Origin of the sequence: Aliihoeflea sp., assembly GCF_052435475.1 — a bacterium.
Classification (GTDB): domain Bacteria; phylum Pseudomonadota; class Alphaproteobacteria; order Rhizobiales; family Rhizobiaceae; genus Aliihoeflea.
In genome coordinates, this window is record NZ_JBQVMV010000010.1 from 38,577 (window position 1) to 63,400 (window position 24,824).

The 24,824-nt window shown below is 62.4% G+C and carries 20 protein-coding genes and 1 pseudogene; 12 read left to right on the top strand and 9 right to left on the bottom strand.

All coding sequences use genetic code 11. The features are described from left to right. Positions 1–2: 2 nt before the first annotated feature. The 4 genes from ACT6QU_RS12510 to ACT6QU_RS12525 all read right to left on the bottom strand — a co-directional run bounded on the left by ACT6QU_RS12510 (position 3) and on the right by ACT6QU_RS12525 (position 2,934). Positions 3–1,022 carry an LLM class flavin-dependent oxidoreductase gene (locus tag ACT6QU_RS12510; protein WP_444836909.1) on the bottom strand — a complete coding sequence of 340 codons (1,020 nt, stop codon included), beginning with the start codon at positions 1,020–1,022 and terminating at the stop codon, positions 3–5. Positions 1,023–1,134: 112 nt separating this feature from the next. After that, a complete protein-coding gene (locus ACT6QU_RS12515) occupies positions 1,135–2,286 on the bottom strand; it encodes a site-specific integrase (protein ID WP_444836910.1) in 1,152 nt (383 codons plus the stop codon). Next, positions 2,276–2,680 (bottom strand): type II toxin-antitoxin system VapC family toxin, encoded by a 405-nt coding sequence (locus ACT6QU_RS12520; protein ID WP_444836911.1) that lies wholly within the window; start codon positions 2,678–2,680, stop codon positions 2,276–2,278. The genes ACT6QU_RS12515 and ACT6QU_RS12520 overlap by 11 nt, the downstream gene beginning before the upstream one ends. Further along, positions 2,680–2,934, bottom strand: coding sequence for a type II toxin-antitoxin system VapB family antitoxin (locus ACT6QU_RS12525; RefSeq protein WP_444836912.1), 255 nt, complete (start codon positions 2,932–2,934; stop codon positions 2,680–2,682). Before ACT6QU_RS12525 ends, ACT6QU_RS12520 begins: the two co-directional genes overlap by 1 nt. Before the next feature lie 273 nt (positions 2,935–3,207). Between ACT6QU_RS12525 and ACT6QU_RS12530 the strand changes: the two genes are divergently transcribed. The 5 genes and pseudogenes from ACT6QU_RS12530 (at position 3,208) to ACT6QU_RS12550 (ending at position 6,663) form a co-directional block, all read left to right on the top strand. Next, the gene (locus ACT6QU_RS12530; RefSeq protein WP_444836913.1) at positions 3,208–4,161 is read left to right on the top strand and encodes a DUF1403 family protein; all 954 of its coding nucleotides are present in this window, start codon (positions 3,208–3,210) and stop codon (positions 4,159–4,161) included. 2 nt (positions 4,162–4,163) lie between these two features. Next, a complete protein-coding gene (gene scpB / locus ACT6QU_RS12535; protein WP_173194421.1) occupies positions 4,164–4,850 on the top strand; it encodes an SMC-Scp complex subunit ScpB in 687 nt (228 codons plus the stop codon). Beyond that, on the top strand, positions 4,847–5,671 hold the full coding sequence (locus tag ACT6QU_RS12540) for a hypothetical protein (protein ID WP_444836914.1): 825 nt from the start codon (positions 4,847–4,849) through the stop codon (positions 5,669–5,671). Before scpB ends, ACT6QU_RS12540 begins: the two co-directional genes overlap by 4 nt. 136 nt (positions 5,672–5,807) lie before the next feature. After that, positions 5,808–6,197 (top strand): annotated as a pseudogene (locus ACT6QU_RS12545) (Abi family protein); the annotation flags it as partial. A gap of 76 nt (positions 6,198–6,273) precedes the next feature. Further along, positions 6,274–6,663 (top strand): Abi family protein, encoded by a 390-nt coding sequence (locus ACT6QU_RS12550; RefSeq protein ID WP_280515821.1) that lies wholly within the window; start codon positions 6,274–6,276, stop codon positions 6,661–6,663. A gap of 79 nt (positions 6,664–6,742) precedes the next feature. Here ACT6QU_RS12550 and ACT6QU_RS12555 read toward each other — a convergent pair whose 3' ends face one another. From ACT6QU_RS12555 to ACT6QU_RS12570, 4 genes are read right to left on the bottom strand one after another with little or no spacing between them, the layout of a single operon-like run. Continuing rightward, positions 6,743–7,882, bottom strand: coding sequence for a UvrD-helicase domain-containing protein (locus ACT6QU_RS12555; RefSeq protein ID WP_444836915.1), 1,140 nt, complete (start codon positions 7,880–7,882; stop codon positions 6,743–6,745). Next, positions 7,879–9,510, bottom strand: a complete 1,632-nt coding sequence (locus ACT6QU_RS12560; RefSeq protein ID WP_444836916.1) for an ATP-dependent nuclease — start codon at positions 9,508–9,510, stop codon at positions 7,879–7,881. The genes ACT6QU_RS12555 and ACT6QU_RS12560 overlap by 4 nt, the downstream gene beginning before the upstream one ends. Before the next feature lie 11 nt (positions 9,511–9,521). Beyond that, the gene (locus tag ACT6QU_RS12565; RefSeq protein ID WP_444836917.1) at positions 9,522–13,001 is read right to left on the bottom strand and encodes an AAA family ATPase; all 3,480 of its coding nucleotides are present in this window, start codon (positions 12,999–13,001) and stop codon (positions 9,522–9,524) included. Next, positions 13,001–14,272 carry a metallophosphoesterase family protein gene (locus tag ACT6QU_RS12570; protein ID WP_444836918.1) on the bottom strand — a complete coding sequence of 424 codons (1,272 nt, stop codon included), beginning with the start codon at positions 14,270–14,272 and terminating at the stop codon, positions 13,001–13,003. The genes ACT6QU_RS12565 and ACT6QU_RS12570 overlap by 1 nt, the downstream gene beginning before the upstream one ends. Positions 14,273–14,526: 254 nt before the next feature. Here ACT6QU_RS12570 and ACT6QU_RS12575 point away from each other — a divergent pair, with 254 nt between their 5' ends. From ACT6QU_RS12575 to ACT6QU_RS12585, 3 genes are all read left to right on the top strand, one after another. Then, a complete protein-coding gene (locus ACT6QU_RS12575; RefSeq protein WP_444836919.1) occupies positions 14,527–15,360 on the top strand; it encodes an alpha/beta hydrolase in 834 nt (277 codons plus the stop codon). Between the two features lie 123 nt (positions 15,361–15,483). Beyond that, a complete protein-coding gene (locus tag ACT6QU_RS12580) occupies positions 15,484–16,959 on the top strand; it encodes a protein adenylyltransferase SelO (protein ID WP_444836976.1) in 1,476 nt (491 codons plus the stop codon). Positions 16,960–17,016: 57 nt separating this feature from the next. Next, positions 17,017–17,475 carry a metallophosphoesterase family protein gene (locus ACT6QU_RS12585; RefSeq protein WP_444836920.1) on the top strand — a complete coding sequence of 153 codons (459 nt, stop codon included), beginning with the start codon at positions 17,017–17,019 and terminating at the stop codon, positions 17,473–17,475. A 231-nt stretch (positions 17,476–17,706) separates the two neighbouring features. Here the strand turns inward: ACT6QU_RS12585 and ACT6QU_RS12590 are convergent, their stop codons facing one another. Further along, on the bottom strand, positions 17,707–17,940 hold the full coding sequence (locus ACT6QU_RS12590) for a hypothetical protein (RefSeq protein WP_444836921.1): 234 nt from the start codon (positions 17,938–17,940) through the stop codon (positions 17,707–17,709). 528 nt (positions 17,941–18,468) lie between these two features. Between ACT6QU_RS12590 and ACT6QU_RS12595 the strand changes: the two genes are divergently transcribed. The 4 genes from ACT6QU_RS12595 (at position 18,469) to ACT6QU_RS12610 (ending at position 23,583) form a co-directional block, all read left to right on the top strand. Further along, complete coding sequence (locus tag ACT6QU_RS12595) at positions 18,469–19,125, top strand: ABC transporter ATP-binding protein (protein ID WP_444836922.1); 657 nt, start codon at positions 18,469–18,471, stop codon at positions 19,123–19,125. Then, positions 19,122–21,521: an FtsX-like permease family protein gene (locus tag ACT6QU_RS12600; RefSeq protein WP_444836923.1), complete on the top strand. Its 2,400-nt coding sequence runs from the start codon at positions 19,122–19,124 to the stop codon at positions 21,519–21,521. Before ACT6QU_RS12595 ends, ACT6QU_RS12600 begins: the two co-directional genes overlap by 4 nt. Further along, a complete protein-coding gene (locus ACT6QU_RS12605; protein ID WP_444836924.1) occupies positions 21,511–22,557 on the top strand; it encodes a lipocalin-like domain-containing protein in 1,047 nt (348 codons plus the stop codon). Before ACT6QU_RS12600 ends, ACT6QU_RS12605 begins: the two co-directional genes overlap by 11 nt. A 540-nt stretch (positions 22,558–23,097) precedes the next feature. After that, complete coding sequence (locus tag ACT6QU_RS12610) at positions 23,098–23,583, top strand: cupin domain-containing protein (protein ID WP_444803997.1); 486 nt, start codon at positions 23,098–23,100, stop codon at positions 23,581–23,583. Positions 23,584–24,824 lie beyond the last annotated feature (1,241 nt).

A 24,824-nucleotide genomic window follows, 5' to 3' on the forward strand; every position in this document is an offset into this window, starting at 1 on the left:
CGTCAGCGCCAACCCAAAGCCGGGGCGACATGGGTCAGGATTGCCTCGATGACATGGGCGTTGTAGGCGACGCCGAGCTGGTTGGGGACAGTAAGCAGCAGCGTATCGGCTTCCGCGATCGCCGTGTCCTCCTTCAACTGCTCAACGAGAACATCCGGCTCGGCGGCATAGGAGCGGCCGAAAACGGCGAGCTTCTCCGGCTCGATGTAACCGAAATGATCCCGACTCTCGTCGCCGCCGAAATACGCCCGGTCGCGGTCGTCGACCAGCGCGAAGATCGAGCGGCTGATGGAAACCCGCGGCGCGCGCATGTGCCCGGCCGCCTTCCAGGCTTCGCGATAAATCCGGATTTGCTCGGCCTGCTGGACATGGAAGGGCTCGCCGCTCTCGTCGAACTTGAGCGTCGAGCTTTGCAGGTTCATGCCGAGCTTTGCCGCCCATTGCGCCGTGGCGTTGGTGGCGGCTCCCCACCAGATTCGGTCGCGCAGGCCGTCCGAATGGGGCTCGACGCGCAGCAGGCCGGGCGGATTGGCGAACATCGGCCGCGGATTGGGCTGAGCAAAACCCTGGCCGCGGAGCACGTCGAGGAAGACCTCGGTATGCCGCCGGGCCATGTCGGCATTTGTCTCGCCTTCAGCCGGCTGGTGGCCGAAATAGCGCCAGCCGTCGATCACCTGCTCGGGCGAGCCGCGGCTGATGCCAAGCTGAAGGCGGCCGCCGGCGATCAGGTCGGCCGCGCCGGCGTCCTCGGCCATATAGAGCGAGTTCTCATAGCGCATGTCGATCACCGCCGTGCCGATCTCGATCCGGCTGGTTTTGGCGCCGACCGCGGCCAGCAGCGGAAACGGCGAGCCGAGCTGGCGGGCGAAGTGATGCACACGGAAATACGCCCCGTCGGCGCCCAGCTCCTCGGCGGCGACGGCCAGGTCGATCGACTGCAGCAGCGCGTCGGATGCGGATCGCGTTCCGGAATGGGGCGAGGGCGACCAGTGCCCGAACGACAGAAAACCGATTTTTTTCATGAAGACGCCCCGCCGGGATGAAAATATTCCGGTTATCTAGTCATCGACCTGTGGCCGCGCCAGACTGAACTCAGGCAGCAAAGGGCAGGGGAGGGGAGGGGAGTTTTGCCCACTACAGCCCGCTCGCCTTGGTGAGGTTGACCCGGAAGCGGTCCCGCCGGCGCTGGTATGTGCGGGTCATCTCGGCCGAGGCGTGGCCAAGCTGCTTTTGCACGTAGCGCTCGTCGACCTCGGCCGAGGAGGCGAGACCAGACCGTAACGAGTGTCCGGCGAACAGCTTTCCACGCGCTCCCTCTGGCAGATCGCCGCGCACGCCGGCCGCGAGCGCGCTGCGCTTTACCAAGCGGGCGACCTCCTGGTCGTTGAGCCGGTCGGCGCCGACTTTTTTGCCTTTTCCGGTCACCCTGCGGAACAGCGGGCCGTGCGCGATGCGGGCGAGCTTGAGCCAGGTCTCCAGCGCGACGACCGGGCAGGTGGCGTCGGATGAGCCGCGGCCGATTTCGACCTCGCGCCAGCCGGTCTTGCCACGCAACGTCACCAGCAGACCCTTGTCGAGGATTTCCAGCCATCCACAGCCGTCTTGCGTCTGGTCGCGGCCAACATCCAGCCCCACGACCTCCGAGCGGCGCAGGCCGCCGGCAAAGCCGATGAGCAGCATGGCGCGGTCGCGCAGGCCGCGCAGGGTTCCCCGGTCCAGCGTTTCCAGCATCGCGATCAGATTTTCGGGCAACACCGCTTCCTTCTGGCGCGGCGGGGCGGCGTGCCGGTTGCGGATGCCGGCCATCACGGTCGCGATATGGCGGTCGCGCCGGTCGAGCGGCTGGCCGCGCTGCGCATAGTTCCATGACAGGGACGACAGCCGGCGCTCGATCGTCGACACGGCATTCGCCTTACCGTTGCCGGTCGCGGCGCCGGAGGCGCAGGCGGTGATGTAGAGCCCCACGGTTTGCGGGTCCGGCGGCATCAGGCCAAAACCCTGCCGCCGGCACCAGCTGGCAAAATGCTTCCAGTCGGACGCATAGGCACGGCGTGTATTGGCCGAACTCGCCGCCTCGGCATAGTCGCGGGCGCGGCCGGCGAGTTCTTCCAGGTGACCGGGGAGCCTTGCCTGCTCTTTTGTCGTGGCCGGCAGAGGAGGGGAGGGGGAGGCCGCCGGCTCCTCCTCGGGCGCGCGCGCCATTTCCATGACCAGATCGATGATGTCGGGCATGTCCGAAGGCGAAGAAGGCGTGCTGTCCGAGACGTGACGCCGTTTATCGCTCATCGCCGTTCCACGCTGACCGGATGTCCGTTTTCGAAAAGTCGTCTCCCTTGAAAAGGAGCGGTTCGTCCGTGAGCCTGGCCAGGGCATAGGAAAAGCAGTCCCCGTAGTTCAGGCCGGCCGGATGGCGACCCTTTCCGTAGCGCCGCCACGCGCGGCGTGCCTGGTCTGCGTGCTCGGCGGTAACGGCTACGATCTCGGCGCCGGTCTTGTGCAGCCACAGATCGAGATCAGCCCCGCCGGCCTCCCCAAACCGCGCCTCTATGACCATGGCGGCCTCGAGGACGGTCGCAGCCGATATCAGGCGCACGGGGTCATCCGCGATCGTCTCGTGGAAACCCCTGGCTTCCGGCTCATCGAACGCAATCGCGGCGATTGCCGAACTGTCGATAACCATCAGGAGGGCAGTCCGTTTTCATCGTAGCCGATGATCTCGTCCGGCGTGCGATTGTCGAGGACCGGCCGGGCGCTCAATCGCATGCGGATGGCCTCCAGGTCTTCCAACAGGGCCGCCTTGCGCGCGTCGGAACCGGTTCTGCGCAGCCGCTCCTCAAGCGCACGTTTTGTTGCGACGGTGATCGTCTCACCCGTGCGCTCGGCGAGCTGGCGGGCCAATTTCTCGGTTTCTCGATCCTTGATGCTAAGAGCCATTGACTGGTTCCTTGGTACCTAAATGTCGACCTTCAACCTATATAACCTGTTCGACGCCCAAATGCACGACATCTGCGGACGCTTCCTGTCGTCGCGCTGAGCCCTAGCGGAGGTCGAAATCGGCGATTTGATCGACGAGAGAGGCCATTTTGCGAGCCTATCGTATAACGACTGATAATGCAACATTATCGTTCATATTTATTCCCAAACAACCGGTGCGCTGGATGCCGATAATTCTCGCACAAACCGCACATCGCGTGTAGGCTGATTGCAATGAATCGGCAAGCCGCACCCGCATCGTCTTCTGCCATACCCGTCCCGCGCGTGCCCGCCTGGGCGGTGCCGCGCGGGCCGCTCGAGAGCGATGTCGAGGCCGCCTGGATGGCCGGAAGCGCTTTGAATTCGCTCGACCATCTTGTTCGCTCCGACGCGCCGTGGCTCGGCGCCTGGCGCCACCGGCTCGCCCTGAAAGCCGCCGCGGCAACCGTAAAACTGATGCGCCGTACCGAGGACGAATCCCAGCTTCGCGACGCCTGGTATCTGCGCAAGACCGGCGATGCTTTTGGACCGGCCGGCAACGTGCTTTTGGCCTGGCGCAAGCTCGCCGGTCGATCACTGCCGCCTGTCGTCGAGGATCTGCAATCGGTCGCCGATCTGCTCGGCATGCCTTGGTCTGATGGCTTTGGCGATTGCCTCGAGGAGCTTGCCGCCGACATGCGCGCGGCGGCTCCCGCGCCTCTGATCGCCGCGCGTGCCGCGACGGCGGTCATGCGCGAGGACCCGAAGGCGGAGGCCCTGGCCTGGTGGATGGCCGATTGCGCTCTGTCATGGCGCATGGGCTGGCGTCATGCTGTCCCGCTGCTCGCGAGCCAGATTTTTTCCCCGATCCTGCGCACGGGGTCGGATCGTCGGCGCGGCCGCCCCGATGCTCCCGCGTTCGAGCGGATCGTCTGCCTCGCCGCCGCGGCCGGCGCAGCCGAGGCCTGCCGGCTCGCCGCCGGCATGGCGCAGCAGGCCGAACGTCTGCACGAGGTCATGCCAAAGCTGCGCGCCAAGGGGGCAGGGGAGGTGATTGCCCTGTTGCTGTCCGACGATGCCGTATCGAGTTCCTTCACCAGCAAGGCGATGACCCGTTGGGCCAGCCGCAGATTGTTCGAGCGCCTGCAGCAGCTTGACGCCGTGCGCGAGCTCTCGGGCCGACCCACCTTCCGGCTGTACGGGTTGTAGCCATGGGCCGTCCGTCACGCGAAACAGGCCTGCTGGATACCGAACTCGATGCCCTGCCGCCAGAGCTTCGCTGGCGCGAATGGATGACCCGCGTCGAGGCCGTCATTTTTGCCGCACCCGAACCGGTGACGCGGGAATTGCTGTCACAGATCGTCGGCCGCGGCTGCAGCATCGATCTGCTGATCGAAGATATCGCCAACGAGCTGGCGGCACGTCCCTATGAAATCGTTGCCGTGGCAGGCGGCTGGCAGTTCCGCACGCGGCCGCGTCAGGCCGAGGTGCTGAAGGCCGCTTTCGGCGGTACCACCACCGGCGCCGACATCACCGAGGGCGACATGCTGGTCCTGGCCTCGATCGCCTATCACCAGCCCGTCACGCGCGGTGTCCTGTCCGACATGCTCGGCCGGGAGGTGTCACGCGATGTCATCGGCCATCTGCGCCGGCTCGACATGATCGCCTCGGGACCGCGCTCACCGCAGCCCGGCGCGCCCTACACCTATGTGACGACGCGAAAATTCCTGGAGCACTTTGGGCTCGAGACGCTGCGCGATCTGCCCGACCTGGAAGCGCTCGAGGATGCGGGTCTTCTCAGCAGGACAGAAATGACGGATGGGATGGCGATCAGCGAAGGGGATTCAGAGCAGGAACCCGTTGAGATCGGAGCGGACGAATGGGGGAAAACACCATGACCGACGAAGAAGTGAAGCGGCTCGATCCCACGCCGTCCACGATCAAGAAGCTGTTCGCATATAGCGGAAATCAATGCGCCATGCCTGAGTGCCGCGAGTTCCTTGTCGATGAGACTGGCGCGATGCTCGGCAAGATCGCTCACATCCACGCCGCAGAGAAGGGCGGGTCGCGGTTTCGCAAAGATATGTCGAACGAGCAGCGCCGCGCCTTCGACAATCTCATGCTGGTCTGCGGCAAGCACCACGACATCATCGACTATCCGGAGAATGCCGAGACCTACAAGCCGGAGGTGCTGCGCAAATACAAGACTGAGCATGAGGACCGGTTTCGGCGTGCCGAACGCCAGTTGATCGAGCAGGTCACAGATACGACGCAGGCGACCCAGCCGACTTATCCCAAGACAATGAAACGTCTGGGGAAGGTACTAGGCGTCAGCGAGATGATCGACCATGACGAAGAGATCGAAGGCATCCGCACCTTCATCGACCGCCTGAAGATTCTGCCACTAGAACAACGTGGTTTCGCCATTGAACTTGCAAAGCGCATGCGCAGGCTCGGTTCTGACAAGCTCTTGGTTGAGGACGTGACGGGCGCCTTCCAGATCGGGAAGACCAAGCTGCAGAACCACATGCGCGTACTAGAGCATCATGGTCTCGGCGGCATCAATGAGGGACACAATTTTCGAGAGTATTTCGTTGAGCTATGGGACCGTGAGCCGGGCGGAAATCCCTGGATCGAGATGCTGGATTTCTGCGACAGCGCCGGGGTCAGCATCGACACGCTCGTCTACGATCTCGATTTCTCCCAGTATGACGAGTAAATACCCCGGTCTGGTCTAGCGAGATGCCGGGTGGCGTGCGCATCTTGAAGATGGAGCCCGGACGGGTTATATAGGGGGGTCATGGGCCGCCACACGACTCCTTCGGGAAGTGCAAAAGGGTGGCCCTTCGCTTTTTATGGCATTGATACCATACGCCAAAGCGCATGCGACCGCGGCACAGCGGGTAGCCCATCTGAGGGCGAGGGGTCTCGTCGTCACCCGGCCAAACGTAGCTGCGCGGAAGATCGAGGCGATTGGCTATGAACGTCTCCGCATCTATTTCCTCAGTCGTCGGCAGACACACCTTCCCGGCAAGCCCTTCATTCCGGGCACTCGATATCACGACATAATCCGGCTCTACGAATGCGACGCGCGGCTGCGCGATGCCTGTTTCCAGGCCGTCGGACAGTTCGAACTTCTTCTGCGCAACAGCATGTCCGAAACACTCAGCGCCGCCTACGGAAGCCACCCGTACTACATAACGGCCGCCTTCAAGGATGCGAGTGCCAATTTGATGGCGCTGCAGAGCTTCGTGAAGGTGTACGAAAACTCCAAGGATCGGCGTGCCAGGCACTATCGCGAGACTTTACGGAACACCCTTCATGCCGCCGGTCTGGACGATGAAGGAATTCCTAACGTTCGGGGCAACATCGCGCATTTTGCAGTGCCTTGCAGGGCCGATGAAGACCCATATAGCCAGTCAGTTTGGTGTAGGCTCCGACCTGGTGTTCACAAACTGGGTGGAGGCGCTTGTCGACCTGCGCAACATCTGTGCGCACTATGACCGGCTTTTCAATAGAAGCTTCCAGAAGCAACCCAGCCGACTTAGAAGTGCAGGCGTACCGTCAGCTCAACCGAAGACGCTTAAAGCCATTCTCGAGTGCCTCGACCATCTTCTGACTCAACGCGGATCGCCGTCAGAAATTACAGACAGGGTACATCGGGTCATTCTGCGATATCCGGAGATGAACCCCGCCGAAGCCGGATATTAACTCAAGATCGCCAGCAATAATGCGGCAAAGCGGCCTACCCGGCCGATCAATACTGTGACGAAGTCAAGTTCGTTCGCAATCAATCATAGATCGAGAAACCAGGGATGCTCTGGCCATGAGGGATATCATGGACAACAGCAACGACGTGACGAGCGCGCGTCAATGCGACATACAGCTTAGCACGGGTCTCGCCTTCTAGCTTGATTTGCGGGTTCATGAGCCACGACACCATACGTGCCGTGGGGTAGATCAGGATGCGATCAAACCCGAGCCCTTTGGCGCGTCCAAAATTGAGCGTCGGCAGATCAGCAGACGCGACTTTGACATTGGCACCCCAGCGAAGCTGTACCGGTCGGCCGGCTTCGATATAGCGAGGTAGGTCCTTGCGACGGACAATATGAAGTCCGGCATCTTCCGGGACCGGCTTCCGGCAATCTGCACAGTTGCAGGCCGCAGTCGCCGCCATTGCGGGATAGAGTTTCGACGAAAGCGCACATATCGCCGCGCTGTTGCGGTGCGAACTGGCCAGGCTGGTCACATCGATTTCGCATGCAAGTTTCTTTGGCAGGGTGTCGCGGATGAAATCCGCTATTCCACCGTTCCTGTATTTCTCATAACGGGCTTCCAGATGGGTGACGTAGGTCACCTGCCGCGGGTCACCGACCAGAACGACATCGGAAGGGCTATTGAATAACGCCATCAGGATATCGAGGTCGTAACCGGCAAGGTCCTGCACCTCATCGACAAAAATGTATGGGTAGATGCGGGAAAATCGCTCGAATACCGCGCCGGCGGACTCCTTGTTGCAGCGTATGACCAGCTTGGCCAATTTGTCGGAATAGACACGATTACGGCGGTCAAAATAGTAACGCTGGAATTCAGTTTCACCCCAGTAGACGGGGAAGCCCTTGGCATTTTTATAACGTAGTCCGGATCGCTTCGCATCAAGCAGCATGCCTGTGACGTCCCAATCGAAGAGTCGGCCCTGGAATGGTTTGACGCCATGCTCGATCAAAAGGCTGAACCATGTCCGGATATGGACGTTGCCTGGGACCGAACCGTAAATCTCGAAGAATTTGCGGCGGATCTCTTCTTCGTTCGATTCCGTGTAAGTTGTGATAAGCACACGCCTGTCCTGAACAGCAAGTGCCCGCCTCACAAGATAGGTCGTTTTTCCCGATCCGGCCGCCGCGATGACCAGCTTGTTCGGCCCCGTCATGGAGCGATCGCGTCGAGGATATATTGCGGATAGGTGATTTTGGTCGGCGCCGAGAAGATCGCTAGCGCGCAATCGGTCTTTTTCCGCAACATGTATTTATGAAGCTCGTCGACCTTGTGATCGGTGCCGAAGAGAAGGTTGAAAGCGTCAACGCTGTTCGCCTTAAGGAGCTTTGGCTCAAGCGTATTATAGTTGAAGGGCTTGCCGCCTACGATCAGGGTGCCTGTATCGATAACAGGGTCATAGCGGATTTTGATGTGGTCGATGCCTTCGTAATCCGCGTATTTCTTTTTCAGCTTATCGACATTGCCATCATTGTCCGTTGCCACGACGACGGGGATTTTCAGAGCCTTCGCCAACTCAAGGAAGCGTAGGAAAGCGGTGCCCACCGATATGACATCAATTTCGTCATCGATCGGCAATCTCCCACTATTGGCGTCCATGTAGGCCCGCTGGACGATCAACTCGTCACAATCTCCTTCTACGAGGATCGATTTCTTCGCCAATACGAGACGCAAAGTGTCGTACCCGGGAAGCTTGTGAAAGAAGTCGCTGGCCCTGAGATCCTTGACGCGCGTCACGTGCGCTTCCCGCAGCAGTATGAGATGGTCCAGACCCAGCTTGTTCGCGACGAAGCTGCTATGCGTAGTAATAATGACCTGCTTCCCGCTGTTGTCGGTGCTGATGTCACTGAGGAGCTGGTTGAGCTTGGAATGCGAGAGATGATTTTCCGGTTCTTCAATCAGCAAGACGGTCGCCTCTCTGAGCTTCTTGCTGCTAAGCGCGAGCCTCGTCTTGATAATACATTGCTCTCCTTTACCGATATGGTGGAACGGGACCCCGTCAATATAGGTCATAAGACTGCTTTCCCACGCATTGTGAGATGACATATCCACGGAGATGCTCACATTTTTTCGACTAATCTTGGCCGCTTCCGCCAGCCTTTTGTTTATCGAGTCCACATGGTCATCGTTTTTGAAGGCATCCTTGAGCTTCCGATGCGCCTGAGAGATCGCGACACGCTCCTTCTCATCAAGAAATTCCTTGACGATACGCGAGATGTACATATCCGAGCCGCCCTGTACGCGGGTGCTCGTTGAATCGATCAGTGCGGATTTGATTGGAATGGTTCGCGCTGTCGCGGGCTGGCGGGAAAACTCCCACCACTGGACCTGATAGAATTCGAGAGGAATCGAGTTGATCTCCTTGGTCTTCAGGAGCTCGGTATAGGGGCCGTCATACTTTTTATCGAACTCAATCGAGAAAAGGAGTCCAGAACGATTGTCGTTCTTCTCGGAGTTTTTATTTCCGCGCAATTCTTCCATCACTTCCTTATCACCGGAGAGGAACAACTCGATTTGGATATCCGGCGGGGGTAGTGGATGGGGCGTTCCGATACTATTCAGGTATTCACGCTCAACGTGTCGGTTAAATAAGTAGGGTGAAAGTTCGTTGCGCAGGTACCTTCCGTTCAGAATGCCGGTAAGGCAGAGATGGATGGCTTCGAGAAGCGTAGATTTACCAGCCTCGTTGTTGCCCACAATTATATTAACGCCTTGGTTAAGATCAACCTCGAACCAGCCTTCAAAGCACTTAAAGTTCTTGATCCTGAGTTTCTCAATATACATCAGAGATCGCCCTACACTATCTCGTGAATTTTCACCGTCGGCACAACCGTCGCAGCGATCTCGCAAATATGCCGATGGTGGGTCAGGTAAACCACCTGTCCGACCTGAGCCATCTGCCCGAATAGCCGGAACACCTCCTCCGAGCGCGGTTCGTCGAAGGTCTCCATGATGTCGTCGGCGATGAAGGGGACCGACGGTCGCGCCGTCGCGAACTCTTCGTACCCGGCCAGGCGCAGCGCCAGGTACAACTGGAACTGCGTGCCCTTGGACATCTCGATTGCGAGCTTGGAGCCGCCATGTCGTGACAGACCGATGAGCGCTTCACGATCCTTGTTGGGCCGCGTGGCCAGGCCGGTGTATTCGTCGCGTGTGATCAGACGGAACGCTTCGGAGGCCCGGTTCATCATCGCGCTGCGGTGTCTGTCCCGATAGGCGCGGATGCCGTGCTCTGCGATCAGACTTCCGCTCCTGAGGCGAAGATAGCGCAGCGCCAGATCCTCGATTTCCAGAAGCAAGGTGCGCCGGTTCGCCTCCAGGCGGGCAACGGAATCATCGCCGCCGATGGCGGTCAGGCGATCGGTTGCCCGCGCCTTGTCGGCGAACAGGTTCTTTGATCGTGCGTCGAGATCATCAAGTCGCGTAACAAGCTCGGCCTGCTCCCGCTGCAGTTCTGCCAGGTCGGTATTGGCGAGACTGGCCATGGCAGAGTCCAGCGATGGCAACTGCATGTCACCGACGATCTGCCGTTCCAGTTTGCTCTGCTGCTCGACCAGCTCGTCCCTTTTGCGGCAGCGCTCGAGAGCTTGTCGAACATCCGCAAGGGTCCCCGTCTGGAAGAAGTCGGTCAGTTCCGTCTTGCCCGCGGCATGGATCGCAATCTCGCCGTCCAACCGCTCGCGTTCTGTCGCTAGGTCGACAAGGCTTTGGTCCCGTTCCTGACGCTTCCCTTCGACCTGTCTTGCTTCCTCCCGTCGCCGGAGGAGGGCCCTGGCGGCGGCAAGCGGCGCACTGTCGTCGAATGTCTCGGCGAATGCGTCATGCAACTGGGCAACCGCTTCCACGAAGGACTTCCGGTCGGCCTCCATGGAGTCGATGCGATGAAGCAGATCATCTTTCTCGCGCAAGGCTTCGGGGAGGCCGGCGAGCGCGTCGAGCAGCTCACGGATGGCGCCGACTTTTCCTTCCCCCTCAAACCAGGTGCTTTCGAGGGCGGTCGACCAATCTGTCTGCCACGCATTGGATACAGTGACGGCTTCGTCGAGCTCCGCTTTCCGTCGAACCGCGGCCGCTTCCAATTCACCGACGCGCTTCAGGGAGTCCTGCAGCCTGGTCTGCATGGCAGCATGGTCCACCAGGATGGTGTCGGCTGCCTGCACCAGGGCCGCCACGTTCAGATGTTCGACATCAATCCCGACGCCGATCAGGGTCGTTGCCAGCGTATCCTGCTCCCTTGCGAGCGTAGTTTTGGCGTCTTCGGCGTCCCTCAAGGCAAGGCGCAGATCATCCCACGCGGTCAGCGCCAAAGCGCGGACTTCAACCCATCGGCCGATCCTTGTCAGCCATGACGCGACGGACGTATCGGCATCCAGATCGATTTCCACTGGCGTTTCGGTCCTGATCTCGCCTCGCAATGTCTGCAGTTCATCATCGAGCCCGCGCAGCAACTGGCGTTGCCGGTCGACGCTTGCCCTGTCTACTGCCATCCCGGCGGTCAGGGAACGCAGCTCCTCGAGTTGCCTGGCGTTGTTCAGACGTGCGGCCGCGGCTGCATCGGTCGTTCGCATGCGGGTTTCGAAGCGATCGGCCGTTTCCCGGTCGAGGACCGACCGATGCTGCGCCCAGGCCTCATCCCGTTCCCGAAGGGCTGCCTTGGCCTCCTCATCATCCATGATGTCGATCGCGTCGCGGAGTGCGGCCAGACGTGCGGCATCTTCCTCCTGCTTCGTCGAGAGCTCTCGTTCCCGCTCGACGGTCTGCGAGCGACGCTTCTCCAATTCGCTGTGAGTCGACTTCCAGGATTCAACCCGATCGGTCGCGGGCGGCAAGATGCGTCGGAGAGCGTCGCCGTCACCGGCCCATGGGTGCAGTTCGGTCTTGGCATCGTCGAAGGCCTGGCGCTTGGCGGGGACAGCGCGCTCGGCAAGTCTGACTTCGGCGACAAGGTTGCTGTCGCGCATGCGGCGCAGCACCGACTGAAGCTGGGCTATCTTGCCAGCATCGATCGAGGCTCCGTGGCCATCGAGCGCCAGCCGGTCACGCTGCTCTTTCTCGAAAGCCTGCCGGGCTGCCTCAAACTCCTTTTCAGCAGAGTGCCGTGCGACGTCGACGCCGGATCTCGCGCTGATCAGATCCCGCAGCGCCCCGATCGTCGCCGCCGGTATCAGCAGCGATTTCGGATCCCCGACATTCGTCTGTCCGAGCGTTGCGAGGATGAGATCGACCTTGCGGTTGGATTCCGACAGCGCCTGCTTTCGCTTCGGCAGGTCCTCCTGTGCGGTCGCATAGCGTGCGGCTGCGTCCGACAGCTGATCGAGCTGATCCGTCATCTCAAGCAGACTGTTTTCAACCACGAGCCCTTCCAGCTCCTCCCGGACCTTCTGCTCGCGCTGCTTGATGCCCGTCAGCTCCGTTTGAAGCCTTGTCTCTTCGACAATCAGGTCCGGAAGTGCGGACGCCCACTCGGCAGGTGGATGGGGCAGGTCCGCACAGTCGGAAAGCTGTTCGTCAGCCCGGCGATAGTCGGCCGCTAGCGGGTGGGCTCGCAGAACACGTTCGATCTCGTCGTGGCGGGCCTTTGCCGTCCCGATTTCCTTCATGACGGCGTCATAGGCGGCTTCAGCCTGCTCGAGCGCCGTCGTCAGCGTCCGGTAGGCCGAGGCCTGGATGTCGATGTCATCGCGCTGCGATTTGAGATCCGCGATCTGGCGTTTGAGGCCGGCGATCTTTGTCGAGCTGGCACGCTTGCGGAAAATGCCGTCGGCCTCAGCGATTGCGGCCTCGAGAATGGAACTGATGCCGGCGAGGCCGGCGCTTGCCGAAAACAGCAACTCCCCCAGATCGCCCTTGCTTTCCAGAATGGCGTTGCCGCCATCTTCCAGCGTCTGATCGTCGAGCGAGAACATCATGCGATAGGCGTCGCGCGTCAGCCCGGCGAGCGGGACGCTCAGGATGGCCTCGTTGACCGGCTGGCCATGTGCGTCTAGCAGCGAGTTGCTGCGCTGCTTGACGCGCTTGAATTCATGCGCCTGCCCGTCAAATTCGAGGCAGGCGCCGATCTCCATCGCCTTACCTTGATGCAAGAAACCATATCGCGTGCGCTCTTCGATCCCGAACAGCAGGTCAAGATAGGCTGACAGCGAGGTGGATTTGCCCGCTTCGTTCAAGCCGTAGACGATGTGCAGGTCCGGCGTGCCAGCGTCGTGTTCTCCGAAGTCGATCGAGTAGTCGGTGAACTTGCCGTAGCGGGTTAGATCGAGCCGGCGCAGACGCATCAGCTGATCTCCGACGCTTCCGGCTTCAGCCGTGCCAGCATGTCCTCGCTGCCTTCCGTTAGCAACTGGTCGATCAGTGCTTCGAACGCTGCTTCGTCATCGCCGCTGAAACCGCGTGCCTCCGGTGGCATATCATCGCGCAGTTCCTTGACCAGATCACGCACGGCCTCGCGAACACCATGCTGGTGAATGATATCGCTGCGCATCAGCTCGCCGAGTTCCAGGACCGGGTCGGCGGTAGCGGTTCCCACCGGGGCGCTCACCGGCACTGTGGTGGCGATCTCGATCTTCTCGATCCAGATCTTGCCGAGACCCTCGGCGCGCTGTTCGATCTCCGCCAACAGCAGATCGCGATCGCGGCGCAACTGCCAAGACAACGGCGTTGCGCCAGTCAATTTAAGGCGGCCGACAAGATGCGCCGAGCGTGTCCGGTCGCGAGCCACACCCATGCCTTCCTCGATGAGTTCGGCTGCATCCCGCCATGTCTCAGCGGAGGAAAGATCGATCGAGACCCGTTCGAACTGGGCGACGCTGGTCGGATATTCCTCGAGGGTGAGGCTGCGATCATCATTGACCGTCACGAGCGTCACGGTCTTTTCACCGGCTTCATTGATGTCCCGGCCCTGTGGCATGCCCGGCATGATCACCGTGCGATCGCCAGCATGCTGGGCGCGAACATGGATATGCCCCAGGGCCCAATAATCGAAGCCCCAGCCATGGAGGTCTGATGCTCTGCATGGGGCATAGGGGTCGTGCCCGGACGCGCCGGCCAAGCTCGTATGCATGATGCCGATATTGACCGTATCGGGGGCAGGGCGATGATATTTATCGAGGAGGCTTTCCGGAGCCTGCGGCTTGGCAAAGCTCAGGCCATGAATCGAGAGAGCGAGATCTCCTCGGGCAAGGTCGACGGCGTGCGAACGGCCCCCGAACACGGTCACCGATGGTGGTAGGATCAGTTCCTGAGTGATCCGCGACAGGGCATCGTGATTGCCCCGGATGATGAAGGTACTGATATCGGCTTCGTGCAGCCGCAGCATCTGGCTGGCCAGAAACCGGGCGGTTTTCATCGACGTCTGATCGCCGTCATATAGATCACCGGCGATGATAAGAGCATCGACGCGCTCGTCGATGCAGAGATCGACGATCGCGATCAGGGCCTGACGCGTCGCGTCGCCAATCAACTCGGCCAGGTCACTGTTGCGCATCGCGAGCGAGCGCAATGGGGAATCGAGGTGAAGATCGGCAGTGTGAATGAATCGGAAAGGCATGCGAGGGTGTTCGTCCGAACGTTGAGATAGGTCGCACATAGCCTATCTCATTGTCACCTTTCGCTGCACAGGCGCTTTTCCAAGATGCACAGCTTTGGATCGAACGGCGGCTTTCGGGAGCCGCCTAGACGCCGTCATATGTCGATTTGAGGCCGCTTGCCGAAGGGCAGCTATCCGCTGGGCGGGGCATGAAATCGGCGATTGGCGAGTGGCCCGTCATACACTTTGTCACCGATCCGCGGTAGATCGGTTCCATGTGGTTGAAGCTCCTTCTGATCCCGATCCTGATCTACGGCGTCATCCTGACGGTCGTCTATTTTGCGCAGACCGGACTGATGTTCCCGACGCGGATGATTCCGCCGGCCCAACCGTTATCCGCCGGGGCTGAACGGCTTGAGCTTTCGGCGCCAAACGGAGACCGTCTTTACGGTACGTACATTCCGGCGGTCGTGACGGATGAGGCAAGCCCGATCATTCTCGGTTTTGGTGGCAATGCCTGGAATGCCGATGAAGTGGCGCGGTTTCTCCATGGCCTCTACCCAGAGGCCGATGTCGTGGCTTTCCACTATCGCGGCTATGCTCCGAGCGAAGGTCGGCCAAGCGCCGCCACGCTTCTTCAGGATGGGCCTCTGATCTACGATTTCGTCGAGACTCGGTTCGGGAAAGGACCTGTCGTCGCCATGGGTTTCAGCATCGGTGCCGGAGTGGCCGCCGCGCTTCTTGCACGCCGTCCGCTCGAGGGCGCGATTCTGGTTAGCCCCTTCGATTCACTCACTGCAGTCGCGTCAGACCATTACCCCTGGCTGCCCGTCGGCCTCCTGCTGCGACATCGAATGGATCCGGCTGAGGAATTAAGAACAGTCCAGGCCCCTGTCGCACTCATCACCGGTGAACACGACACGATCATCCGGGCCCCGCGTGCCGAGGCTCTTCGGCGCGCTATTCCCAATCTCGTCTCTTTCCAGACCATCGGCGGCGCCGGGCATAACGATATCTACAACATGCCGGCATTTCACGACGCGATGCGCCAGGCACTGGCGGATATTCTGTCCCGGCCGGATGGCTCTGCCGCTCTCGTACCCCTGTAACGGGCTCAAGCAAACGAGTCACCCGTCGGACATGGCCCTCGAAATCCGCCATCGGCGATGCCACCTGTCTACCTTGTGGTCAGGATCCGGCAGCCTGATGGTAAGGTTGGAGCGATGGAACGGATGACGGTGCATTTTCCCTTCGACAACACCTATGCGCGCCTTGGCGCCGTTTTCCATCGGCGCACCGTGCCGACACCCGTCGCCGCGCCGCATCTGGTGAAGCTGAACCGGCCGCTCGCCGAAGAGCTTGGGCTCGACGCGGATGTCCTGGACAATCCTGAAGGCGCCGAGATCCTTGCGGGCAACCGTCTGCCGCTTGGAGCCGAGCCCATCGCGGCCGCCTATGCCGGGCACCAGTTCGGAAACTTCGTGCCGCAACTGGGCGACGGGCGTGCGATCCTTCTCGGCGAGGTCGTCGACCGGCATGGCGGGCGCCGCGATATTCAACTGAAGGGGGCCGGCCCGACCGCGTTCTCGCGCAGCGGCGATGGACGGGCCGCGCTCGGCCCGGTCTTGCGTGAGTACCTTGTCAGCGAGGCCATGGCCGCGCTTGGGATCCCAACCACGCGGGCGCTGGCCGCGGTTACCACGGGCGAGCCGGTCTACCGGGAAACGCCCTTGCCGGGCGCTGTTCTCACCCGTGTCGCCTCCAGCCATGTTCGTATCGGCACGTTCCAGTTCTTCGCCGCGCGAGGCGACGATGCCGCGGTCGCCCGTCTGGCCGATCATGTGATCGAGAGGCACTACCCCGAGGCTGCGGGCGCTCCCAATCCCTACAGCGCCCTTCTCGAAGGCGTGTGCGCCCGCCAGGCGACGCTCGTAGCGCGCTGGATGCAAATCGGCTTCGTGCATGGCGTCATGAACACCGACAACATGTCGATCGCCGGGGAGACGATCGACTACGGTCCCTGCGCCTTCCTCGACGCTTACGATCCCACGACCGTTTTCTCCTCGATCGACCGGAACGGGCGTTATGCCTATGGCAACCAGCCCGGCATTGCGAACTGGAATCTGGTGCGTCTCGCCGAATGTCTGCTTCTTCATCTCGATCCGGACGAAAACAAAGCCATCGAGGTCGCACAAGACGTCCTCGCCGGCTTTGCGAACGTGTTCAACACCGCTTATGTCGACGGCTTCCGGGCGAAGATCGGCTTGCAGACACCGCACACGGACGATGCCGCCTTGATCGGGGATCTTCTTGGGCGTATGGCCGAGCAGAAGGCGGACTTCACCGTGACCTTCCGCAGTCTCGGCAAAGCGGCGGAAAGCGAACAGGCCGACGAGACGATGCGCGCCCTCTTTGCGGATCCAACCGCTTACGACGGCTGGGCGGCTCGCTGGCGTGCGCGCCTCGCCACCGAGCCGAGAGAGCCGGGTGAACGTCGCGTTGCGATGGATGCGGTGAACCCGGCGATCATTCCGCGCAACCACTTCGTCGAGGAAGCGCTTGCCGCCGCGATGGCCGGCGACCTGGCCCCCTTCGAACGCTTGAACGAAGCGCTGGCCTCGCCCTTCGAGGATCGGGCGCAGTTCGCCGATTATGCCGGCCTTCCGCCAGCGCCCGCGGCGGGCTACCGAACCTTCTGCGGCACGTGAAGGCGCGGCCCGCGAGCGAAGCAACCTTATTCGGCCGACCGAGGAGCAGCTCTTTCAATGCCGGTGATCGGGGTGATTTCGGATACGCACGGCCTGCTTCGCCCCGAGGCCTTGTCGATGATCCAAGGCGTGCAGCACATCGTCCACGCTGGCGACATCGGCAAGCCGGAGATCGTCTCCCGCCTTACCGAGATCGCTCCCGTCACCGCCATTCGCGGCAATGTCGACGTCGCGGATTGGGCGCGCGCTTTCCCTGAAACGGCTTTCGTAACACTGCTGGGCCGACGCTTCTTCGTCATCCATGATCGCAACGATCTCTCGTTCGATCCCGCGACGAATGGCTACGATGTCGTAATTTCTGGGCATTCGCACCGAGCCAACACAGAAACGGTCGACGGCGTCTTCTATCTGAACCCCGGAAGCGCCGGCCCCAGACGCTTCAGTCTTCCGATAACAGTTGCGACCCTCCACCTTGATGGAAACTCGATGTCCTCGACGATCCATCGTATCGCATAACGAGGACGGCGCGACCGATCTCACTGCTTCCACGCGCCTCGTTCACGGCATCGTAGGACGTCCAAGGCCGGTCGGCTGCTGTCAGTATCTTACAATGGTAAATCAGAAAGCCGACTTTCCGCACCGTTTGAGCGGTGGTCTGTGGTACCGCTTTCGCCAGAACCGACGGCGCTAGAACACTCCCATAGATAGCAGCGGATTCACAGCAAAACGCTCCACACCGGGGTGGACCTACTGGGCTGAAAACTTGACGCTCACACCGCGCTGCCGAAAATAGGCCTGCATCATCTTGCGTCCCGAACGGTTGTTCTGTGCCAGCTTGGTCGGATCGAAAACGGCTTCTTTGGCGCCTTCCCGGGCCAGTGCGAGCTTGAGGGTCGCAATATGTTCGTCGATGTCAGCATTGTCCGATTGGAGCGATGCATAAATGTTGTCGGTTGCCTCAGTCACGGTCGGCTCGCTCACGGTACGTCCTCTTTCACTTATCAAACTCACCGGCTACCACAAATTGGCGCACTAACCTACCGCAAGACCGCGGATCAGCAGCTAAGCAACGCGAGGCCTCGAGAATCGCCGTACTGCTTTCGGACCCGCTTAACTGGTAATCATTTTCCGCTTTCAGCGCGCCGTTATTTTGGGGTGCGGATCGGTGATCGAACGAACCCGCTCGCGCGGGATGTGCGGCAGCTTCGCGGTATGCGGCGCCCTGTGATGAACACCCTTCCTATTCGCGCGGCATCGGTCGGCCCTCCTCGCCAGCGCATGATCGACCACATGAGCATGCGCCGGTTCACGGCCGAGACGCAGCGAAGCGATCTATCGCTGAAAGCGGTTGCAAAAGCGGCTCGGCGCCGCCAACGATAGATATCTCCGTGCAGAAACCGCAACTCGTCGTCAAGTTCCTCCTCGGCGATTTCAGCCCACCGGGATTTCGGCCATCCATCACTTGCACCTCGGCCTTCTACTTTTCGCAGCATGCGATAGCTTGGTTACATGTTGCTTTCGATCGAAGACCTGCGGAAATCCTATCTTGGCCCGGACGGCCCGATTCCCGTTCTGCGCGGCGTGACGCTCTCGCTCGATGGCGGCGAGACTCTGGCCCTGACCGGCGAGTCCGGCTCGGGTAAGAGCACGCTGCTGCATCTGGTGGCAGGGCTGGACGCGGCCGACGGCGGACGCGTCCTGCTCGACGGGCACGAGGTCACCGCGCTCGACGACAGCGGCCGCGCGAGCCTCAGGCGAAGCGCTGTCGCCATCGTCTTCCAGCAGTTCAACCTCATCCCCTCCCTGGACGTCGCCGCCAACATCGCCTTCCAAGCGCGCCTCAGCGGCACGCCTGAACCGGCGGAGCTTTCGCGGCTCGCCGGTGCGCTCGGCCTCGAGCCGCAATTGCGGAAATATCCCGAGCAGCTTTCCGGCGGCCAGCAGCAGCGCGTGGCGATCGCCCGCGCGCTCGCGGCCCGGCCGAAGCTGATCCTCGCCGACGAACCGACAGGGAACCTCGACGAGGCGACCGCCGACGAGGTGATGGAGCAATTCCTCGCGCTTGTGGCGGAGACCGGCGCGGCGCTCCTGATGGTCACGCACTCCCCGCGCCTTGCGGCTCGGCTCAGCCGGCGGGCGCATCTCAGCCAGGGCCGCCTCGCATGACCGGTGCGGTCCTGTCGGCGCTGGCCTCGCACTGGCGGCGCAACCTGCTCCAGTTGCTGACGCTGGTGCTGGGCCTCGCGCTGGCCACCGCCCTGTGGTCGGGCGTGCAGGCGATCAACGCCGAGGCACGCGCGAGCTACGATGCGGCCGCCGCCACACTGGCCGAGGGCCGGTTCGACCAGCTGGTGCCGCGCGAGGGAGATTCCGTGTCCCAGGAGCTGTTCGTCGCGCTGCGCCGCGCCGGCTGGCTCGTCAGCCCGGTGGCGGAAGGACGGCTGCGCGTCGGCGGCGCCACGGTGACGCTGGTCGGCGTCGATCCGCTGACCGTGCCGCCGGGCTCGGCCGCGAGCACGGTGATGGGGCGCGCCGATCTCGACCGCTTCCTGCGCACGGACACGCTGGTCGCCGGCCCGGAGACGGCGGCGCTGCTCGCCGCGAACCTGCCGAACCCGGTTCTGACCGATCAGGCGGTTGCGCCGGGCACCGTGCTTGCCGACATCGGCGTCGTCCAGGCGCTGCTCGACCGCCCCGGGCGCATCAGCCGCCTGATCGTCCTGCCGGAGCAGCCGCTGCGGCAACGGCCGCTGGCCGAGGTCGCGCCGGACCTCGTGCTCCAGCGCGCGGACGGCGCGAGCGATGTCGGCCGGCTCACCGACAGCTTCCACCTCAACCTGACGGCCTTCGGCTTCCTCAGCTTCGCGGTCGGCATCTTTATCGTCCACGGCGCGATTGGCCTGGCCTTTGAGCAGCGGCGCGGCATGGTCCGCACGCTGCGCGCGCTCGGCGTGCCGCTGCGCCGTCTGATCGTCCTGATGGTGCTGGAGCTTGTCGTGCTGGCGGTGCTGGCCGGCGCGCTCGGCATCGCGCTCGGTTATCTCGTCGCAGCATTCCTGCTGCCGGACGTGGCCGCGACGATCCGGGGCCTCTACGGCGCCGACGTAGCCGGCACGCTGCAGATCCGCCCGGCATGGTGGCTTTCGGGAATGGCCATGGCGCTCGGCGGCGCACTGCTCGCCTCTGCCAGCGCGCTGCTGCGGCTGGCACGGATGCCTGTCCTGGCAAGCGCCGGCGGACGCGCCTGGGCCGTTGCTTCGGGACGGACGCGAACTTTACAGACCGCGGGCGCGCTTGTGCTGCTCGCGGCAGCGGGCGTGCTGGCCGTCGCCGGAGTCGGGCTGGCCGCCGGCTTCGCGCTGCTCGCCTGCCTTCTGCTGGGCGCGGCACTTGCGCTGCCGCCCTGCCTGGCGGCGATCCTGCGCCTTTGCGAAGGAATGGCCCGCGGCGCACTTGCGCAATGGTTCTGGGGCGACACGCGCCAGCAACTGCCCGGCCTCGGGCTCGCGCTCATGGCGCTGCTGCTCGCCATGGCCGCGAATGTCGGTGTCTCCACCATGGTCTCGAGCTTCCGCCTGACCTTCGTCGGTTTTCTCGACCAGCGCCTGTCCGCCGAACTCTACCTCGATGCCGAGACGGTCGCGGACCACGCCGCCCTGGAACGTTTCCTCGAAGCGCGCGCGGACGCCGTGCTGCCGGTCATGTCGGTCGATGCGACGCTCGCCGGCGTGCCGGCGGAGATTTTCGGCGCGCGTGTCAGCTACACATATCGCGAGAACTGGCGCTTCCTCGACGCGGTTCCCGCCGTCTGGGACGAGGTCGAACAAGGCAGGGCGGTCGTCGTCAACGAGCAGCTTTTCCGCCGCGCCGGCTTGCAAGTGGGCGATAGGCTCGCACTCGGCGCCGGGCTGTCGCTTCCGGTCGCGGGCGTCGTCGGCGACTACGGCAACCCGATCGGCCAGGCCATCGTCGGCGAGGCGCAGTTCCGCGAGACTTTCCCCGGCGTGTTGCCGAGCCGCTACGGCGTGCGCACCGGCCATCCGGAAGGCTTGCGCCGGGCTCTGGTCGAGCAGGCCGGCCTGTCGCCCGCGCGCATCGTCGACCAGGCGGCGCTCAAGGCGTTCTCGTTGTCGGTGTTCGAGCGCACTTTCTCCGTAACCGGGGCGCTGAACGTGCTGACGCTGGCGGTCGCCGCCTTCGCGATCCTGATGAGCCTACTCACGCTGGCGGCGATGCGGCTGCCGCAGATGGCGCCCCTGTGGGCGATGGGAACGACGCAGCGGCGGCTCGCCGCGCTTGAGGTCCTGCGCACTGTCCTGCTCGCCGCCGTCACCGCCGTGCTGGCCCTGCCGCTGGGCCTGGCGCTTGCCTGGGTGCTGCTCGCCATCGTAAATGTCGAGGCGTTCGGCTGGCGCCTGCCGATGTACCTGTTTCCCGGCGAGTACGCCCGCCTGATGCTCTTCGCGCTCGTCGCCGCGCTGCTTGCCGCGTTCTGGCCGGCGTGGCGGCTGGCGGGCATGGAACCGGCTGCGCTGCTGAGGATCTTCGCCAATGAACGCTAGGGTGGTCATCTTCCTGCTGCTGGGCGCCGGCAACGCCGTCGCCCAGGGTTTTGCCGGCCTTGGCACGGACGCCGAAGGTTTTACGGTTCCGGAACCGGGTAAGCGGTTCGAGTTTCCGCGCGATCATGGAGACCATCCGGACTACCGGATCGAGTGGTGGTACCTGACGGCGATTCTGACCGCACCCGACGGCGCGGATTACGGCCTGCAATGGACCTTGTTCCGCTCGGCGCTGGCGGCGGGCGAGGCCGAGGGCTGGGAGAGCCCGCAGGTGTGGTTCGGCCATGCGGCCGTCACCAGCGCCTCCGCGCACTTCGCCACGGAGCGTTTCGCGCGCGGCGGCACCGGCCAGGCGGGCGTGACAGCCGCGCCGTTCGCGGCCTGGATAGACGACTGGAAGATGGCGGGCGACAGCCTGGACCGCCTGAGGATCACGGCGACGGGCGAGGATTTCGCCTACGACATCGCGATGCAGGCGGAAGGCCCGCTGGTTTTCCACGGCGACCGGGGCTATTCGGCCAAGTCCGCGCAGGGGCAGGCGAGCTATTACTATTCCCAGCCGTTCTACACCGTGGAGGGAACGCTCACGCTGCCTGGAGGCGAGGTGCCCGTGCACGGCGCCGCGTGGCTTGATCGCGAATGGTCGTCGCAGCCGCTGGCGGACGACCAGTCCGGCTGGGACTGGTTCTCGCTCTCCTTCGACACGGGCGAGAAGATGATGGGTTTCAGCTTGCGCGATGCCGACGGCGGCAGCTTCACCTCCGCCACCTGGATCGCGGCGGACGGTGGCGCGACGCCCTACGGCGACGGCAATCTCGTCGCGACCCCGCTTGAGACGAGCCGGGTGGAGGGGCGTGACGTCCCGACGCGCTGGCGGCTCACCTTGCAGGACCGTGCGCTCGACGTCAACGTCGGCGCGCTCAACCCTAAGGCATGGATGGATCTGAGCATTCCCTATTGGGAAGGTCCGGTTCAGGTCACCGGCACGCACCCGGGCAAGGGCTATCTCGAGATGACGGGCTACGAGAGGGAATGAAGATCGCTACGAAAGGTCGGTCCAGACGCCCTCACGAAACACGCCGCGATGATGCAACCGCAGCACTTGTTCGTCGATTTACGCAGCACGCACTGTTGTGCGCAAACAACTTTCTGCGATCCTCAGCCGCTGAAGAAGACCGGACTATACAGTGTGCTAACCCGTCGCGAGTGAGACACTGTCACGTTAAATCCCTGATGGTGAGCAACATAGGGTCCTTGCGGCCATATTCTCGCTGATCGCCTGACGGTGTAGCAACCGACGTTCTCGGCAACTTCAGAACGAGACGGACTAACCCCGCTCATCGTCGACGGATTTAGCCCGGTTTGCGTAAATCCATGCCGCCGGCCGGTTTGGGCCGCATCGCCCGCTCGAGCGGCCTTGGTCGCGACGGCAACAATAAAGCCAATACGCCCAGGCCGGATGCGGCTGCGCACAAGGCCGCAGGATTGTTCCAAGCGTGCACGGAACGGTCAATAAGGCGTGCCGGCAACCTCCTACATCGACCACGACAATCAGTCCAACAGTAGGAGCAATGAAATGACGAAAGTCGACACGATATCGCCGCTAGGCGCTTCCCACTCAACGATCGCACCGGTGGTGGATCATCATGACCAGATAGCCTGGTTCGAAGCGATACCGGGTGAGCGTCTTTCCATCCGCGTACATGGCGCCGACGTCAACGGCCGCTACGCCATCATGGAATCGTTTGCAGCCCCGGGCAGCGCCGCGCCGCGTCACACGCACGCAGAGGATGAGGTCTTCTACGTCCTGGAAGGCAGGCCCACCTTCGCGCTGGGCGACGAAGTCTTCGAGGTTCAGCCGGGCGCCGTGGTCGCAATTCCGGCGGGCACTGTCCATGCCTGGAAGAATGGCACGGATGAGCAGGTGCATATGGTGGCAACATTCGTGCCAGGAGGTATCGAGGAGCTGTTCACCAAGATCGCTGGCCTGGCGCCCGAACAGTTGGCGGCGCTCGCAGCCGAGTACGGAACCATCATCGTCGGTCCGCCGATCGAGGACTGACCCCTTGGCTGTCCGTTGGTCGCCCCTCCGATTGACGGACAGCCGCGGCGCCCGCGGGCAGATAAAAGCCAGCACAACCGTTCCAGGTCGCCGCACCAATCGAGATTGGATGACCCTTTTGCCATCATCTTGCATACAGGAGCCGAAAATGACGTCCTCACGTACCAACCTTCGTTTCAAGTCAATGACCCGACGCACTCTCCTTGGCTATGCCGGCGCGGCTGGCGTGCTCACCGCCATACCGTCCATTTTCCATTCTATGCCGGCGTTTGGCCAAACAGAGCCGCTCTCGCAAGGGTCCGGCGATCCGGGACGGCGCATGCTCATTCGCGGCGGAGCCGACATCCAGGGTTGGGGCGGGGTGCGTTCGTCGCGCAGCTGCACCGTGCGGGATGGATCAATAGTCTGGCGCAAACGGCTATCAAGCTGCCCCTGCCCGGTCTACCGGACATTTATCAGGGAACCGAGGAGTTCGACGATAGCCTCGATCCGGACAACAGAAAAATATGTGCACTTCGGCCGGTTAACTGCCAACTTTTCGCGGGCGCCCGTCACTTGGAACGATGGCTGCATGCCGACGCCAAGCAGCGACTGATCGCATTGCTGCTGGCTGCGCGGGGGAGGGCAGCGTACCGAAGCGTCCCCGTCTTATGTCCCACTTGAGCTTTCATGGCCGAACGCCGCATATGGTTTTGCCTATGCGACGCGACTTGGCGGACGCGACGCCATTGTGGCGGTGCCGAGATTATCAGCCGGGCGGTTCGATGAAGAAGACCGCATTCCACGTCGGACGTGGGGCGATACCATTCTGCAAGCGGGAACGGCCATCCGCATGCGCAATGTGGTGACGGACACCGAATTCGACGTCCGACCGCTAACGCCGCTCGCCGAGTTGTTCGCACACAGCCCGATCACCGTTCTGGTCGCAATCTGAAGGTGCCATGGCAACAGGTTGCTTTCATTCTCCGCTCTCGGCCTTCCCAAGCGGGTGCAGCTCATTGCAAAAGCTGGCGAGTCCCTTTCTAGCCATCTCCATTCTGTCGCCGGAACAACGCCGCAGACGCGGCGTTCGCTTTGTGGCTTAGAGAGCGAGTGGGGATGCTGATGGATACCTGGGAAATTCTCTACAGGCTGGCGATCGCGACAGTCGCCGGGCTTTTGCTGGGACTGGATCGGGTAGCGTCCGCGCTCGTGGTGTAATTTCGTTGGGAGATGCGGGTGGACTTTGCGGTGGAGATTTC